Here is a 16890-nt window from a genome sequence, read left to right as displayed (position 1 = left end):
GAACGCGGGATCTTGCAAGGACTTGCGCCCCGGACCCAAGATGGTTCAATGAGTCGCAGACACAGGGGACGGGATTATGGACATCGAACCGACGGGTGGCACGGCGCCATCACTCATGGAACGCGCGAAAGCGATCATCCTCAAGCCCAAGGCGGAATGGCCGGTGATTGCGGCGGAGACGACGCCGAGCGGTGACATCTTCACCAACTACGCCCTGCCACTGGCGGCGATCAGCCCGATCGCGGCCTTCGTCGGCGGCCAGCTCTTCGGCTTCGGCGCGTTCGGCTTCAGCTATCGCCCCTCGCTGATGGGCGGCCTCTCCATGGCGGTGACGAGCTTCATTCTTGCGCTGGTTAGCCTGTTCCTCATCAGCTTCATCGCCAACAAGCTCGCGCCCAAATTCGGCGGCGTCGGCAGTTCTCGCAACGCCTTCAAGCTCGTCGCCTATTCGATGACGGCCAGTTGGCTAGCCGGCATCTTCAGTATCGTGCCGTCACTCAGCTTCCTTGGAATTCTCGGCCTCTATTCTTTCTATCTCTTCTATGTCGGTGCGGCGCCGCTGATGAAAGTGCCGCCCGAGAAGGCGCTGACCTACACGATCGTGACGGTGCTGTGCGTGCTGGTGATCTATATCGTCATCGGCGCGATCACCGCCACGGTGGGCCGCACCTTCGGCTTCTCGCCCTCGGGCAGCCTGGGCGGCGGCACGGTGACGACGGAGGATGACGCGACGATCGTCCTGCCCGGCGTCGGCAACATCGATACCGGCAAGATCGAGCAGGCAGCGCGCGACATGGAAGCCGCGCAGACCCGTGAAGCCGTCGCTCCAGCGCAATTGCAGGCGCTCCTGCCCGCCAGCATCGGCGCCTATCAGCGCACGGCGATCAGCAGCGTCAAGGCCGGCCCCACCAGCCAGGCCGAGGCAAGCTATGAGGCAGGTGGCAAGCGCTTCACTCTCAAGGTCTCCGACATGGCTGTGATGGGTGCGATTGCCGGCATGGCGAGCGCCATGGGCGTTGAATCCAACCGTGAGGATGGCGACAGCTACGAGCGCACCACGACGGTGGACGACAATATGGTCATCGAGCGGTGGGACCGCGGCGCCGGCAACGGATCGTTCGCAACCACGGTCGACAAGCGCTTCATGGTCGAGGCAGAGGGCGACGCGGGCAGCATCGACGAATTGAAGGCCGCCGTCGCTGCCATCGACATGGCCAAGCTGAAAGGCCTGGGGCGCTAATCAGGCGCCGATCCGTTCAAAAATAGGCTGCGCCTGAGCGGTTCAGGCGCGAGGCTGAAAGCGTCGGCGATTACCAGTCCAGCACTTCGCCATCATAGGCCCAGAAGCGGCCCGTGTTCGCCATGCTCAGGCCATCGAGCACCTGCCGCAGCCCCGCCGCGCTGGTCTCGACGTCGATGTCCGCGCCGGGGCCACCCATATCGGTGCGCACCCAGCCGGGGTGGAGGGAGGCCACCGCAATCCCCTCGCCTGCCAGATCGGCGGCGAGGCACTGGACGACCTTGTTGACCGCCGCCTTGGAGGCACGATAGGCGAGATGGCCCGACTGCGGCGCGGCCATCGACCCCATGCGGCTGGAGGTCACCGCCACGCGGGGATGAGCCGCCCTGCGCAAATTGGGCAGCAGTGCCTGGATCACCCGCAGCGGGCCGAGCACGTTCACATCGAGCGTGCGCAGGAAGCCATCGAAGTCCATGTCCGTGCTGCTCTGACGCTCGGGGCCGATCACTCCGGCATTGGCAAGCAGCAGGTCGACCGGCCTGCCGTCCAGCGCCGCCGCAAACTTGCTGACCGATTGCGCATCCGCCACATCCAGCGCCATGGTGGTGCCGAAGATGGGGTCGGCTCTGTCTTCACCACGCATGGCCCGGATCACATCATGCCCGTCCTGCGCATATTGCCGGGCCAGTTTCAGGCCGATGCCCCGATTGGCGCCGGCGATCACGATGGTTGCCATGAGTCGTCTCCTGTCGCGTGCCGTCGGCCACCATGGCGCGCCGGCACAAATCGCTAATCGAGAAACCCGTCATGCAGCCGAACGATCCGGTCCATCCGCGCCGCCAGCCGCTCATTATGCGTTGCGATGAGGGCGGCTGAGCCCTGCTCGCGAACGAGCCGGATGAATTCGTCCAGCACCACATCGGCCGTGCGCTCATCCAGATTGCCGGTCGGCTCATCCGCCAGCACCAACGCCGGGCGATTGGCAAGGGCCCGGGCCACCGCGACGCGCTGCTGCTCGCCGCCGGAAAGCTGGCTGGGCTTATGCTCAAGCCGGTGCCCGAGACCGAGGCTGGTGAGCAGGCTTTCCGCACGCGCACGCGCCTCAGCCTTGCTCTTGCCGAGGATCAATTGCGGGAGGATGACATTCTCGACCGCGCTGAAATCCGGCAGCAGATGATGGAACTGATAGACGAAGCCGAGCTTCTCGCGCCGCAGCGTCGTGCGGCCATCATTACCCTCGCTTGCGACCTCGACGCCGCAGAGGCGGATCGATCCGCCGAAGCCGCCCTCCAGCAGGCCGATCGCCTGCAACATGGTCGACTTGCCGGAGCCGGACGGGCCGAGCAGCGCCACGATCTCGCCGGCCTGGACGTTCAGGTCCACGCCGCGCAGCACGTCGATCTTGGCGCCGCCCTGCGTGAAGCTGCGCGACAGGCTGTGAACGGAGAGCACCTCACTCATAGCGCAGCACCTGTACGGGGTCGGTATTGGCAGCCTTGAAGGCCGGATAAAGCGTGGCGAGGAAGCTGAAGCCCACCGCCATGATGCAGATGGCGCCGATCTCGACCGGATCGGGCTTGGACGGCAGCGAGGTCAGGAAGCGGATCGACGGGTCCCAGAGCTGCTGGCCGGTGAGCATCTGCACGCCATCGACAATGCCCTGGCGGAAGAACAGGATCACCGAGCCGAGCACAAGGCCTGCGCCGGTGCCAAGCGTGCCGATGGTCACGCCCACCGTCACGAAAATCCGCAACAGGCTGGCGCGCGTCGCGCCCATCGTGCGCAGGATCGCGATGTCCCGCGTCTTGGCGCGGACCAGCATGATCAGGGAGGAGAGAATGTTGAACACCGCGACCAGAATGATCAGCGAGAGGATGACGAAGGAGACCACGCGGTCCACCTGCAGTGCCTCGAACAGGCTGGCATTCATCTGTCGCCAGTCGATCACCTGGCCCTGGGTTGCGACCTGCTTGGTCAGCGGCGCCAGGATCTCGCCGACGCGGTCGGGGTCTTCCGTCTGCAGCTCGACCATGCCGACCTTGTCGCCCATCAGCAGCAGCGTCTGCGCATCCTGCATCGGCATGATCACGAACGCCTTGTCATAATCATAGATGCCGATTTCGAAGATGGCGCCGATCTCATAGGGGAGCTGGCGCGGCACCGTGCCGAAGGGCGTCGAGCGCCCGGCCGGATTGATGACGCTGATTGACTGGCCAACGCCCACGCCAAGCGCCTCGGCCAGGCGGGAGCCGATCGCCACCTTGCCGCTGCCGGCACGCACATCCTTGAGCGAGCCTGCCAGCACCTTGCCGGAGAGCGACGCATTGTCGTGAATATCGGCTTCCGTCATGCCGCGAATCAGGGCCGCTTCAACCCGGCCGTTGAACGTCGCCAGCAGCGGCTGCTCGATCAGCGGCGTCGCGCTGGTCACACCAGGCGTGGCTCGCGACTGCCGCGCGATCTCCTCCCAATTGTCCAGCCGCCCGCCATAGCCCTGAACCACCGCATGGCCGTTCAAACCCACGATCTTGTCGAACAGCTCGGCGCGGAAGCCGTTCATCACGCTCATCACCACGATCAGCGCGCCCACGCCCAGCATCACCGCGACGAGGCTGATGGATGCGACGAGGAAGATGAATCCCTCGCCCTTGCCAGGCAGCAGGTAGCGCCGGGCGATCATGCGTTCGTAACGATTGAGGATCATGGCAGGGGCAGAAGCCTCGCGGGGGGACAGTCTGCGCACCTCTATGGTGCGGGGGCGGGAGTGGCAAGGCCCTGCGGCCCAACCGGGGACATGGCGCGCCTGTTGCGGATATGGCACAGGGTGCTTAACAATTTCGTAGCGTCGCAACTTGCCTGATGACAGCCGCCGTGCGTCATCCTAGCGTTAGCGGCGAAACACAGGCAATCATAGCAGGCCGTGGTTCAGGGATGTCGCATCCCGCCTGACTCGCTTGAGGGGGCCGGACAGGTGAGCGGAAGCGACGCCAAAGGGGGAGACGATTAATCGTCCACGGGCGCCCGGATCGGCAACGATCTGGGCGCTTAGTCTTTGTGGCGATCTTCCCCGCACGCCTAGCACCCGATTGTTGCCGGATGATGTCAGCGCGAGCGGCGCCGCTTGGCTGTGCAAAAATCTTGATCACTTGCCTTACCCGCCCCTCTTGAAAGGGCATGGCGCGCGCATATCTCTGCCCTGTCCGGTCGCCCATGATGGGGATCGGCTGATGCACCGGGCGCCGACTTCGGGCCTGGCATCGCAGTTCAAACACGCTCCAATGGAGGATTTGATTATGCGTGGCTTTGATTTGACTCCCTATCGCCGCTCCACTGTCGGCTTTGATCGCCTGTTCGACCTTATCGAGAACAGCGCGCGCCTGCAGCAGACGGACAATTATCCGCCCTATAACATCGAGCGCCTCGATGAGGATCGCTATCGCGTGACGGTCGCCGTCGCCGGTTTCAAGGCGGAGGAAATCGACATCACGGCGCAGCAGAACCTGCTCCAGATCACTGGCCGCAAAGCCGAGGTCGCGGAGAGCGAGCGCGCCAATTATCTTCACCTCGGCATCGCGAACCGCAGCTTCGAGCGCCGGTTCGAGTTGGCCGACTTCGTGCGCGTCGAGCGCGCCGACCTCGCCGACGGCCTGCTCATCGTAGAGCTGGTCCGCGAGGTGCCGGACGCGATGAAGCCGCGCAAGATCGCCATTAACGGCAAGGGCGAGGTCATCGACCTCTCAAGCGACAAGAACGCCGCCTGATCCGTTTCAACCCTCTCTCACCAGTCGGAGAGATGAGCGCCCGGGGAAACCCGGGCGCTTTTTTTTATGGCGGACCTTCGCGCCGCATCATTCCTCGAGCTGCCAGCGAATACGCTGGTTAAAGCCGCTTATCACTGGCTGACCCAGCGCATCGCGCGCCGGCGTGTAACGCGCACGCGTCGTGATCATCACGCATGAAGCCTTGTCCAGCACATCATGACCGCTGCTTTCCACCAGCCTGCAATCGAAAGGCTGGCCGGTCTCATCGACGGTGAAATGGATGATGGTCGCGCCTTCCCAGCCGTTACGCCGGGCGAGCAGAGGATAGTCGACGGCTGGCGCGGCTCCCTGCAGCCTCGCCCGCGTTGCTGGCGCTTTCAGGGCATCTTTTGTCGGATCATAAGGCGGCGGAACCGCGACATGCGCATAGTCGTCCTCGATGGTTTCGGGTGCGCCGAGGACCACTGCTTCCACCACGGCGCCGAATGCCGCCCTCGCGCGCTCAAAATGCCCTGCATAATCAACGTCGATCTGCACGGCTTTCCCAGCCCATAGCAGCAAGGTCCCGAGCCCGGCCACACCGACGAGCGCCACTATAAAATCCTGTGATTTTCGGTTCATGCCCCCATCTCCGTTCCCGCCTCATGCCCGAGCAACCCGCCAAGGCGCAACCGGTCCCCCTGACGATATCGATAGCCGCACCAGAAGCATTGGCCCCTGCACCATCTTGCGCTAATCGCGCGGCATGACTGACCGATCGCCTCTCGCTCGCCCCTTCCCCGCCCTCCCGGATATTGCCGGTGTGACCCCGCGCGTCGCCCGTGCCCGGTACAAGCAGTGGGATCGCTGCGACCTCACTTATGTGGAACTGGCGGAAGGCACCGCTGTGGCCGGCGTCTTCACGCGCAATGTCTGCTGCTCGACCGAAGTCGAGCTTGGCCGCGAAAGCGCCGCGCAGGGCAAGGCGCGCGCATTGATCGTCAATGCCGGGAACAGCAACGCCTTCACCGGCTTCCGGGGGCGCGAAGCCGTGGACCAGATTCGCGATCAGGTCGCCGGGCACCTGGGTTGCGCCGCCAGCGACGTGTTTGTGAGCTCGACCGGGGTGATCGGCGTGCCCCTGCCCCGCGACAAGGCCCGCGCTGGCGTCGAGGCGGCACTGGCCGCTACGCCCTGCACCTGGGAGCAGGCGGCCGAGACCATCGGCACCACCGACACTTTTGCGAAAGGTGCGACGACAAGCGCGGTGATCGGCGACAAGACCGTCCGCCTCTCCGGCATCATCAAGGGCTCGGGCATGATCGCGCCTGATATGGCGACGATGCTGGGCTATATCTTCACCGATGCCGCCATCGCGCCCGATTTGCTCCAGCAGATGCTGAGCGCCGCCAACCGGCGCAGCTTCTCGTGCATCACCGTGGATGGCGACACCTCCACCAGCGACACCGTGCTGCTCTTCGCGACCGGCAAGGCCGGCAACGCCCCCCTCACGAGCATGGACGATGCCGGCGCCGACGCGTTTCAGGCAGCGCTCAATGACATCTGCACCCAGCTCGCGCAGCTGGTGGTGCGTGATGGCGAAGGGGCGCAAAAGTTCATCGAGGTGGAGGTGACCGGTGCCGTCAGCGACGAGAGCGCCCGACGCATCGGACTCTCCATCGCCAATTCCCCGCTGGTGAAGACGGCCATTGCGGGTGAAGACGCCAATTGGGGCCGCGTGGTCATGGCGGTCGGCAAGGCCGGCGAACCGGCGGATCGCGACAAGCTCGCCATCCGCTTTGCCGACAAATGGGTGGCGCAGGATGGGCTTGCCGTGGACAGTTATGACGAAGCCCCGGTGGCAGCGCATCTCAAGGGGCAGGATGTCCGCATCGGCGTCGATCTGGGGCTGGGAACGGGTCGTGCGACCGTGTGGACCTGCGATCTCACCCATGGCTACATCTCGATCAACGCCGATTACCGGAGCTAAGCCTCATGAACAGCCTCAGCAGCGCCGTGAGCGCGCTCCTGCGCGATGTCGCGCGCGACGTCGTCCTGCCGCGCTACCAGAACCTCGCCAATCACGAGGTGGAGGAAAAGACGGTCGGCGAGCTGGTGACCATTGCCGACCGCGAAGCCGAGTTGCGCCTCAATGAAGGGCTGAGCCGCATCCTGCCCGAGGCGGGCCTGGTCGGCGAAGAAGCCTGCGCGGCCGATCCCGGCCTCACGGCAAAGCTCGAAACCGGTCTCAACTGGGTGATCGATCCCATTGATGGGACAGCGAATTTCGCTTCCGGAAAGCCGCCCTTTGCCATCATGGTCGCGCTGGCCGATGCCGGCGTGATCCAGGCGGGCTGGATCCTCGATCCGCTGACCGGGCGCCTGTGCGAGGCCTCGCTCGGACAGGGGGCGTGGATCGATGGCGAACGGGTCGAGGCCAGGGAGAGCGGTGCGGATATCCCGGTTGCCGGACTGTCCGTGCTGTTCCTGAACCCCGCCGACCGGCAGGCGATGATCGACCGCGTCGAAGGCCAGTTCGCCATTGCCGACATTCCGCGCTGCGCCGGGGAACAATATCCCCGCATCGTGCTGGGCGTGCATGATCTCGCTGCGTTCGAGCGCACCTTGCCATGGGATCATGCCCCCGGAGCGCTCTTCGTCAACGAGGCGGGCGGTCGTGTCGCGCGCCCGGATGGCTCGCCCTATCGGCTGGCAGCCGATCCGGGGCGCGGCCTGCTCGCCGCAGCGTCTCCGGCTCTGTGGGATCGCGCAGCGGCGGTTCTTTACGGTTAATCAATACCCAGCACAAAATTCTGTTTTCTAACGATAACTGAAAACAAAAAGGGCGCCGTTTGGCGCCCTTTCTTTGGCTCACCGCCAATGGTGGTCGGTTGCCTTACAGTTCGCCTTCGATCCAGCCCTTGAGCGCGCTCTTGGGGGCGGCACCGACCTTGGTCGCGGCCGGCGCGCCATTCTTGAACAGGATCATCGTGGGGATGCCGCGCACACCATAGCGAGTCGGCGCATCGGGATGATCGTCGATATTGAGCTTGGCGATGGTCACCTTCTCGCCCAGTTCCTCGCTGATTTCTTCCAGAGCGGGTCCGATCATCTTGCACGGGCCGCACCATTCCGCCCAGAAATCGACCAGAACAGGCTTGTCGGACGCAATCACGTCCTCGTGGAAGCTGGCGTCGGAAATTGCCTTGGTAGCCATCGTCGAAACTCCTTCTGTCGAACGTCTATCTAGGTTGCCGAGGCGTCCGCCTCAAGGTCGGTGCTGCCCAACTTGTGCTCCTGTGCCAGCAAGCCGGGCTTGTGCGCAGCAAGCAAGGCCGGCGGCAGATCGATGAGGCGGGGGGCCGCCGTGTAAAGCAGGCTGACCCGTTGCGGACGACCCGGAAAAATCTCGGCCAGCGCAGCGGCATAGGCCGCCATCTGGCGGACATGGGTTACGGGCAAATCCACTGCATTGTCAGGGACATGCCGCCCGGTCTTGAAATCAACAATATGGACGAGATCATCCGTCACCAGCAGCCGGTCCACCGTTCCCGCGATCACCTGCCCGGCTACGACGGCCGCGATGGGCGCTTCTGCCAGCGCATCCGGGCCGAACAGCGCGGCATGGTCAGGGTCGTCCAGCGCGGCGCTGACATGCGCGAGCAGGTCCGCGCGCATCCCGGCATCGGCCACGCCGGCCCGCTCCAGCCAGCGCATGGCGGCGGCAGCGCGCTCATTGGCCGGCAGATCGGGCAAACGCTCGAACAGCGCGTGGAGCAGCCGGCCCCGCTCTGCAGCGGCGCGCATGGCGGCATCCGGCGGCGGATTAGGCACGTCATCCTCAACCAGCGCGGAAGGAGACAGCGGACGCGGCGGCCGCGCTTCCTGCGGCGCCGGCGCGCGCAGCCAGGCGGGCAGCGCGGGTTCTGCGGCGCTGGCATCTGCCTCGCGGGCCTTCTTCGGCTTGGCTGGCGCAAGACCCGCCGGGCCGGACCAGCGCAGGGATTTGCCCCAGTCGGGCACGTCCGCCTCGGCAGCCCCGAGCGTCCGCATCGCGAGATCGACAGCCTGATACCAGCTTTCCTTGGGCGGCTCACCCTTGGCGCGGCTACCGAGCGATCCGGTGACGATCAGCCGCTCTTCTGCGCGCGTGAGGCCGACATAGAGCAAGCGCCAATGCTCCTCCATGTCGAGCCGCTCTGCGGATTGCATGGCTTGTTCGATTGCCGGCGCGGCCTCTCCCTTGGCGGGGCGGATGAGCGGCAAGCGGGCGGCCTCAGTCACCGGCAGGCTCACGGCGTCGGCGCGCGGGCGCTGGCCGGGATCGAAGGCGGCATCGGCGAGAATGACGACGGGCGCCTCCAGCCCCTTGGCGCCATGCACGGTCATCACCCGCACCATGTCGCCGCCTTCGCCCAGTTCGCGCTTGATGTCGGCATCGCCACGGTCGAACCAGTCGATGAACCGCTGCAGCGATGGATGATCGTCGGCCTCGAAGCCCAGAGCGGCATTGAGCAACTCGTCAATGGCATCGCGCGCCTCCTCGCCGAGCCGGGCGATCAGCTTGCGCCGTCCGTCCATGGCGCCGGAGAGAATGGCCTCGAGATAGCGATAGGGCGTCGTGAAATCGGCCTGCCCCAGCAGTGTGCGCAACGGCGCCTGAAGCTCCGGCGCCAATGTCGCGCGCAGGTGGCTCCATAGCGAGCCCTCGCGCGGGACGGCGCGCGCCAGCAATTCATCCTGCGTCCAGCCGATGAGCGGCGAGACCAGCACATTGGCGAGGTTGAGATCGTCCTCGGGCTGCACCGCAAAGCGCAGGGCCGCCAGCAGATCGCGCACGGCGAGCGGGGCCTGAAGCCGCAGCCGGTCCACACCCGCCACCGGCACCCCCGCCTCATAAAGCCGCGCGACGATGAGGCGGGAGAGCGCGCTGCGGCTGCGGAGCAGGATCAGCACATCGCCGGCGCGCGCCGGGCGACCTTGCGTGGCCAGCGGCGTGCCGATCATGCCCTTGACCAGCCGCGCGATCTTCTCGGCATGGCGGCGCTGATGGTCGGCCAACCAGTCTTCCTCCCCCTCGCCGGCAGTCTCGTCAGCCTCGCCGTCCTCGTCGCTCTCACTTGGCAGCAATGATGTCGGCGGGAGGAGCAGCACCTCGCCGGGGTGCTGGCGGGCGGCCTGATGCGGCGCGGAGGGCGTCTCCAGCCCGAGGCGATCATGCCCAACCGCATCCAGCACGGCGTCGACGACATCGAGCACGGCCGGCATGGAGCGGAAGCTGCGGGCCAGCGGCAACTCGGCGAACGGGTGGCCGACGCGCTCGGTTGCCTCGCGGAAACGCTGCAGGGCGCTGGAAAAGGCCTCGGGACTGGTGCCCTGAAAGCCGAAGATCGCCTGCTTGGTGTCCCCCACCACGAATAGCGTGCGCAGCCGCGCCTGCTCGTCGGGCTCCACCTCAAGGAACTCCTCGACGATGGACCAGACGATGTCCCACTGCGCGTCGTTGGTGTCCTGCGCCTCGTCCACGAGGATGTGGTCGACCTGCTGATCGAGCTTGTAGCGGATCCAGTCCGCCATGCCCGGCTGGGTGAGCAACGCACTCGCGCGGCCGATCAGATCATCGAAATCGACCGCGCCGGCCTGCCGCTTGGCCTTGGCATAAGCGCGGGCATAAGCACGGCCCGCCGTCAGGCCCTGCGCCGCCGTGCGCGCGAAGGCGGCTTGCTTGCGCAGATCGAGCAAGGCCTTGATCGCTGCGCCGCAGGTACCGGCGAGATCGACATAATCAGGCTCGGCTTCCAGCAGGTTCTTGTTGGCGCGGTTCTTGACCTCGCCTTCCTTGGTGAGCAGCCCGCCGAGCAGGTCCGCCAGTCCCTCGGCGCGCTGGGCCTCCGAGCCGCTCAGCCACGCGGCGATCATATCGGCGCAGGCAAGGCCGGACTTGGCACCCCATGCCGCATTGGCCCGGGCGACGGCCTGCAACGCAGCCACCGGAAACACGCCCTCGGCGCAGCGATCGGCCAGATGCGCATCGATGTCGCCCTCCGGCAGGTCGAGAAATTCCAACAACGCCGACTCGAGATCGTCCGGTAGTGCCTCAAGCGCCCGGCCCGCCGGCACGCACCGGGCAAGATAGGCCTGCGTGCCTTCCTCGCCCAGCCGCAGGGCGAGCATCTCCAGCGCCGCCAGCACCGGATCGTCCTGCGCTTGCCCCGCCTCCTCGATCATCGCGATCAACGCACGGCGGGCCAGCTCGCCCTGCCCGCGCTCGTCGAGCGGGCGGAACCCGGGGACCAGCCCGGCCTCCAGCGGGAAGGCAGCCAGCAGCGCCTGACAGAAGCTGTGGATGGTCTGGATGCGCAGCCCGCCGCCGGTCGCATCCAGCACGCGCGCGAACAGCAGGCGGGCGCGGGCGATCGCCTCCGGCCCCGGATCCTCGCCGAGCGCCACGAGATCGCGCGCGACGTCCACGGACTGCCCCTGCACCCAGCGGGCAAGCCGGCTGTGGACGCGCTCGGCCATTTCCGCCGCGCCCGCCTTGGTGAAGGTCAGGCACAAGATGCGCTCGGGCGCGACACCGCTCAGCAGCAGCCGCAGCACGCGGGCCGACAGCACGGCGGTCTTGCCGGTGCCGGCAGAGGCGCGCACCCAGCGATGGGCAGCGGGGTCCGAGGCGCTGGCCTGCTCGTGCGTCAGCCGGTTGAGTTCGCCCGCCTCAGCCATCGCCCACCTCCGGCAGCGGCTCGGCCCGCCTGTCGCGCGCGAACCACTCATCCAGCCGCATGAGCTGGTCATAATCTGTGAACACGGGTGCATCGCTGTGCGGGCGTGCGGCGAATGGCTCGTCGCCTATCAGCCAGCGCGCCACGGCATCATCGAAGAAACCGGCGACCATCGCGAGGAAATCCGTCGTCACGATCCGCTTGTAGCTGCCCTTGGGGTCGGTCAACGGACGCTTGAACCCGAAATTGCCGTCTGTGCCCTTGCCGAGCTTCCAATATTCAAAGGCGCTCACGTCCGATCCGGCGGCGAGACCGGCCTCCTTGGCAAAGCCGCCTGCCTGCGCGATCAGCCCCAGCAAACCGAGCTGGAGCGAGAAGCCGGCCTTGACCTGCTTGACCGAGGCGGTCGCGCCGCTCTTGTAATCGACAATGGCGAGTGTGCCGTCTGCAAACCGGTCGATCCGGTCGGGCTTGCCGCGCAGGGTCACGCCTGCCCGCTCGATGCGGCCCCATTTCTCGCCGAACAGCACGTCGCGCCCCTGACCGGCCTGATCGCGCACGGCACCCGCCACCCAGTCCAGCGCGGCCAGTAAACGCGGCTGCCAGAGCGTTTTGAGCAGCGGATGGGCTTGCGCCTGCGCGATCATCTCTTGGGCCAGCGCGGAGAGCCGCGCGGGATCGTGCCCGCCTTCTTCCATCCAGCGCTGGAGGACATCATGCGCGCGGGTGCCGCGCCAGGCCGGGCCGGGGTCGGCATCCACGACGTCCAGCGGCGCCAGGCGCAGAATGCGTGCGGCGTAGAAGGCGTAGGGATCGGCCCGCAAGCGATCGACATCGGTGACGGCGATCTCACGCGGGCGCAGGTCCGCGCGTGGGCGAGGTGCCGGCGCGCGATAGGCCGGCGCGGCGGCATCCGGCCGGTCGATGACCCGTGCGAGCGCGATCAGCCTGTCATCCTCTACCCAGCGCGCGCCGGTCATGGCCTTGAGCCTCAGCCAGAAGCGCGAGGCGACGGTGGGCGCGGAGGCATCCCGCCGGGCGCGGGAGAGGATCACCTGCGGCGCGCCCAGCCCATTGGCGAAATCATGCGCGGCGAGGCCGATGCGATAATCTAGCCCCGGCAGGCCGAGCGCGCGGCGGATGCGCGGGGCGAGCCAAGGGTCGGGCGATGGCAGGCCGGGCCAGACGCCTTCATTGAGTCCGGCGAGGATCATCAGATCGGCCTGTTGCAGCCGTGCTTCCAGCAACCCCAGGATCTGCAGGCGCGGGTGACCGCCCTGCGGCGGGCGCACGGCCTGCCCGCCGAGGATCTGCGCGAGCATCCCCACGAAGCCGGCACCATCCGCGCGCGCCGGCCCTTGCGGCGCGGCCGCTTCCGCATCGCCCAAGCATTGCGCGGCGGCGTGGCCCTGATGGCCGGCCCAGACGCGCTCCTCCGTCAGGGCCGAGGCGGTCTCGCGGACGGCGGCGAACAAGGCGGGCAGGCTCTGCACTTCAGAAAAGGCGGCCTCCAGAGGCGTCAGCAGTGCCACGACCTGCGCCCACCAGGGACGCAGCGTTTCCCTCATCGCCTGCTGCCGGTTGCCCTTCTCCGCGAGCAAGGCCGTGACGCCGGCCAATCCTGCCGCGGGCCGGGGGCCGCGCAGCACCAGATCGAGGCGGCGCACGGATTCGAGCCACGTCAGCCGCTCGTCACCAGCCATCACCAGCGGATGCTTGAGCAAGGCGAGCAGCGGCACCGGCGCGAACTGTTCCGCGCCGGCCTGCACGAGCGCCAGCAGCAGCGTACCGGGCGGAAGCTGGGAGAGCGGGCGGCCGGCGCTGTCATCCGCCTCGATTCCCCAGCGGCGCAGATGCGCGGACACGCGCGTCGCGAGCGCGCGATCCGGCGTCACGAGCGCGGCCGTGCACCCTTCCGTCTCCACCGCCTCGCGCAGGGCGATGGCGATGGCCTGCGCCTCCTCCGCCGGGTTCGCCGCCTCGATGGCGCGGACATCCTTGAGCGAGCGCTGCGCGGTCGGCACATCCGGCCAGCCGCCGGTCAGCAAAGCCGGGAGCAGCGCGTTGCTGATCGCCTTGCCGCGCGCGGCGCGGGCATCATGCTCGCTGCCCCAGCGCCAGAGCGCCACCTCGGCCCGGTGGGCATCCATCCGCTCCAGCAGCAGCTTGAGCGCGAATTGCGGGTGCGATTCATTGGCGGGGGGCGGCAGATCGCGCCCCGGCTCGGGCCGCGCGACGGGGCCGATCGCATCCCATTGCTCATCCGAGAGATTCTGGTCGAGATCGGGCAGCACCACCGCACCACGCGGCAGGCCGGCGACCGTCTTGAGCAGTCCCGCCACGGCTGGCGCATTGGTGACGATACCCGCGGCAACCACGAAGCGCTCCGGCGGCACCTCGCGCCAGCGGGCCGCAACATGATCGAGCAGGCGATTGCGCCGCTCGGCCATGTCGATCAGCCCGCGCGCGTTAAGCTCCTGGTGCCACTGGGCCGCCAGCGCATCGAAATCGCTGAACGCGGCTTGCCAGTGGTGCGAGAGGTCATCGGGCTGCAGCGCCTTGAGATCGGCAAGCGCCTTGCGCTCGACGGTCAACTGGTCGAAGGCGCCCGCCAGTGCCGTCGCCAGCCGCCAGCCCTCGCCCGTCTCAAGCCGCTCGCCCCGCCGCGCGCGCTGGTCGATCACCAGCCGGGTCAGGATCATCAGCCGCTCGGCCGGCGCGATGGCTTGCGGGATATCCGCTTCCGCCCCGATCGGGCTGAGCGCGCTGCCCAGCGCTTCATCGAGATCGATATCGCCGATGGGCACCAGCCTCGGCAGCAGCAACCCGTTGCCGGAGGCGCGCACGAACGCATCGCGCACCGCCCGCACCGCACGATTGTTCGGCAGCAATATGATGCCGCGTGCGAGGGCCAGCCCGCCATCGCGCCGGCCATGCTGGGCGAGAAGCCCGGCGGCGAGCGCATCCGAAAATGCCCGGTGAGCGGGGATGGTAAAGAGGGCCGGCGCGCGGCGCTCAGCCATCGGCCAATCCTGCCTCGACCAGCGGAATCGCCTGCGGGGTGCCGACATCGAACCATTGGCCGCCATGGCTCAGGCCAAAGGCGCGGCCCTGTTCAATCGCGCGGTCCCAGAAAATATTGGTCGAGAAGACCTCGCCCGGCGGATCGCGCACCAGGCGCGGCGAGAGGATTTGCACGCCGGTGAAGACGAACGGCGCCACGCGGCCGGGCTTGCGCCGGCTCAGGCGACCATTGGCCTCCATGTGGAAATCGCCAAGACCACGATGACCGGTGGCACGGGCGTGCGGGATGAGCAGCAGCAGCGCATCCATCGCGTCATCGTACCAGCGGTCGGCCAGCGCGCGTATGGAGTCGAATGGCCCGTTGATCCACAGATTGTCGCTATTGGCGCAGAGGAAAGGTTTGTCGCCAAGCAGCGGCAGCGCCTTGACGAGGCCGCCGCCGGTTTCCAGCAACCGGGCGCGCTCGTCGGAGACCGGATAGGTCGCACCCGTCCGCCGGGCGCGCGAGTCCAGATGCGCCTCGATGGGCGCGGCGAGATAATGGACGTTGACCACCGTGCGACGGATGCCGGCATCCTCGATGCGGTCCAGCGCATGATCCATGAGCGGCTGGCCGGCGACGCGGATCAGCGGCTTGGGTCGTGTGGCCGTGAGCGGACGCATCCGCTTGCCGAGGCCAGCGGCCATCAGCATCGCCGTCTCAAGCGTGGTGCTCATTGCGCGGATTGCCCCGCAGCCAGTTGGCCCCGCGCCGAGGCCGGCACATTCTCCGCGAACCAGTCGGCCACCGGCGCGAGCGCGGGATGAGCAAGATCGCGCTCCAGCAGCCCCCACATGCGCGGCAGGAAATCGAGATAGCGCGGCTTGCCATCGCGCTTCCACAGGCGCGTGAAAATGCCGATGATCTTGGCATTGCGCTGGGCACCCAGCACGGCATAAGCCGCCTCGAATTCCGGCGAAACCTTCGCGCGCGCCTGATAATGCGCCAGCATCGCCTGCTCCACGGCCGGGCTCACATCGCGCCGGGCATCCTGCAGGAGCGAGACGAGGTCATAGGCCGGGTGGCCGGCCAGCGCGTCCTGAAAGTCCAGCAGACCAAGCCCGCGCGAGCGCGCATGGTCCCGCAGCAGCATGATGTTCTCGGCATGATAATCGCGCAGCACTGTCACCACTGGCGCGACATCCTGCTCGGCGATCGGGAGCACCTTGTCCCACGCTGCGGTGTAGCCCGCCGCATCGACCGCAAGCCCTGCCGCCGGAGCGAACCATTCGGTCAACAGCGCTGCCTCGCGCTGGTAGACGGCGCGGTCATAAGGCGCGAGGCCACTCTGGGCCGGCTGCTCATGAAGATCGACGAGAAGGTCCACGGCGCGGGTGTAGATCGCCATTTCCTCGGCCGGCGCGGCATCCAGATGCTCGCGCACCCGCGCGTCGCCAAAATCCTCGAGCAGCACGAGACCCTGCGTCAGATCCCGCGCCAATATGGCGGGCGCCGCGAATCCGCTTTCGCACAGCCACTCGCCCACGCTGATGAACGGGCGCGGATCTTCATGCGGCGGCGGGGCGTCCATCAAAATGGCGCGACGATCACCCTCGACCACGCGAAAATAGCGCCGGAAGGAGGCGTCACCGGCAAGCGGCAGGATTTCCGCCCCTGCCCATCCGGCTCGATCGAGAAACGGGCGCGCGCTTGGCGGTGGGATCATGTGACTGGCCATCGGCTCTCCCAAACGCGCGGCACCCGCGCTGTCAAGCGGCGCGTGCCGTCCGCCAAAATGTCGATCTGCAGGGCGAGAGCAATGGCATCGTAGCGCCCCGCCAGCCGATCGGGCCATTCGATCGCCAACGCGCCATCTTCGAGCCATTCGTCCAACCCGAGTTCGCCGAGATCGCCCGTGTCCTCGATACGATAGAGATCGACATGGCCGACCGGCAGACGGGTCTCGGGCGGCTCATAGCCCTGCAGGATGGCGAAGGTCGGGCTTGGCACATCGCCTTCATGCCCAAGGCCCCTGAGCAGGCCGCGCGCGAGCGTCGTTTTGCCGGCGCCCAGCCCGCCGGTGAGCGTGATCACATCGCCGGGCCGCAGCTTTGCGCCCAAAGCTGCCCCGAAATCGGCGAGCGCGTCTGCTGAGGAGAAGGCAAGGGCACGATCGGACACGCC

General features: G+C 67.1%; 14 protein-coding genes. 4 read left to right on the top strand and 10 right to left on the bottom strand.

The annotated features are described in order from the left end of the window. The first annotated feature begins 76 nt into the window (after positions 1-76). Positions 77-1240 (top strand): Yip1 family protein, encoded by a 1164-nt coding sequence (locus M2332_RS01625; RefSeq protein WP_264572697.1) that lies wholly within the window; start codon positions 77-79, stop codon positions 1238-1240. A gap of 70 nt (positions 1241-1310) precedes the next feature. Here M2332_RS01625 and M2332_RS01620 read toward each other — a convergent pair whose 3' ends face one another. From M2332_RS01620 to M2332_RS01610, 3 genes are read right to left on the bottom strand one after another with little or no spacing between them, the layout of a single operon-like run. Further along, complete coding sequence (locus M2332_RS01620) at positions 1311-1976, bottom strand: SDR family oxidoreductase (RefSeq protein ID WP_264572696.1); 666 nt, start codon at positions 1974-1976, stop codon at positions 1311-1313. Positions 1977-2029: 53 nt separating this feature from the next. After that, positions 2030-2701, bottom strand: coding sequence for an ABC transporter ATP-binding protein (locus M2332_RS01615; protein ID WP_264572695.1), 672 nt, complete (start codon positions 2699-2701; stop codon positions 2030-2032). Further along, positions 2694-3944, bottom strand: coding sequence for a lipoprotein-releasing ABC transporter permease subunit (locus M2332_RS01610; protein WP_181559519.1), 1251 nt, complete (start codon positions 3942-3944; stop codon positions 2694-2696). Before M2332_RS01610 ends, M2332_RS01615 begins: the two co-directional genes overlap by 8 nt. Before the next feature lie 589 nt (positions 3945-4533). Here M2332_RS01610 and M2332_RS01605 point away from each other — a divergent pair. Next, entirely contained in the window at positions 4534-5001 is a 468-nt protein-coding gene (locus M2332_RS01605; RefSeq protein WP_181559518.1) for an Hsp20 family protein, read from the top strand. Between the two features lie 87 nt (positions 5002-5088). On the opposite strand, the gene M2332_RS01600 is transcribed toward M2332_RS01605, so the two are convergent. Beyond that, a complete protein-coding gene (locus tag M2332_RS01600; RefSeq protein ID WP_264572694.1) occupies positions 5089-5622 on the bottom strand; it encodes an energy transducer TonB in 534 nt (177 codons plus the stop codon). 124 nt (positions 5623-5746) lie between these two features. Between M2332_RS01600 and argJ the strand changes: the two genes are divergently transcribed. Together argJ and M2332_RS01590 are read left to right on the top strand one after the other, a co-directional pair. Then, complete coding sequence (argJ, locus tag M2332_RS01595; RefSeq protein WP_264572693.1) at positions 5747-6970, top strand: bifunctional glutamate N-acetyltransferase/amino-acid acetyltransferase ArgJ; 1224 nt, start codon at positions 5747-5749, stop codon at positions 6968-6970. A 5-nt stretch (positions 6971-6975) separates the two neighbouring features. Beyond that, positions 6976-7773: an inositol monophosphatase family protein gene (locus tag M2332_RS01590; RefSeq protein WP_264572692.1), complete on the top strand. Its 798-nt coding sequence runs from the start codon at positions 6976-6978 to the stop codon at positions 7771-7773. Positions 7774-7876: 103 nt separating this feature from the next. Here M2332_RS01590 and trxA read toward each other — a convergent pair whose 3' ends face one another. From trxA to tsaE, 6 genes are read right to left on the bottom strand one after another with little or no spacing between them, the layout of a single operon-like run. Next, positions 7877-8197: a thioredoxin gene (trxA, locus tag M2332_RS01585; RefSeq protein WP_181559514.1), complete on the bottom strand. Its 321-nt coding sequence runs from the start codon at positions 8195-8197 to the stop codon at positions 7877-7879. A gap of 29 nt (positions 8198-8226) precedes the next feature. Next, positions 8227-11703 (bottom strand): double-strand break repair helicase AddA, encoded by a 3477-nt coding sequence (addA, locus tag M2332_RS01580; protein ID WP_264572691.1) that lies wholly within the window; start codon positions 11701-11703, stop codon positions 8227-8229. Further along, complete coding sequence (addB, locus tag M2332_RS01575) at positions 11696-14725, bottom strand: double-strand break repair protein AddB (RefSeq protein ID WP_264572690.1); 3030 nt, start codon at positions 14723-14725, stop codon at positions 11696-11698. The genes addA and addB overlap by 8 nt, the downstream gene beginning before the upstream one ends. Then, on the bottom strand, positions 14718-15443 hold the full coding sequence (locus M2332_RS01570) for a nucleotidyltransferase family protein (RefSeq protein WP_264572689.1): 726 nt from the start codon (positions 15441-15443) through the stop codon (positions 14718-14720). The genes addB and M2332_RS01570 overlap by 8 nt, the downstream gene beginning before the upstream one ends. Then, a complete protein-coding gene (locus tag M2332_RS01565) occupies positions 15440-16432 on the bottom strand; it encodes an aminoglycoside phosphotransferase family protein (protein ID WP_264572688.1) in 993 nt (330 codons plus the stop codon). The genes M2332_RS01570 and M2332_RS01565 overlap by 4 nt, the downstream gene beginning before the upstream one ends. Further along, positions 16429-16887: a tRNA (adenosine(37)-N6)-threonylcarbamoyltransferase complex ATPase subunit type 1 TsaE gene (gene tsaE / locus M2332_RS01560; protein ID WP_264572687.1), complete on the bottom strand. Its 459-nt coding sequence runs from the start codon at positions 16885-16887 to the stop codon at positions 16429-16431. Before tsaE ends, M2332_RS01565 begins: the two co-directional genes overlap by 4 nt. Positions 16888-16890 lie beyond the last annotated feature (3 nt).

This window comes from Sphingobium sp. B11D3A (assembly GCF_025961695.1).
GTDB lineage: Bacteria > Pseudomonadota > Alphaproteobacteria > Sphingomonadales > Sphingomonadaceae > Sphingobium.
This window is presented reverse-complemented; position numbering and strand designations above follow the sequence as displayed.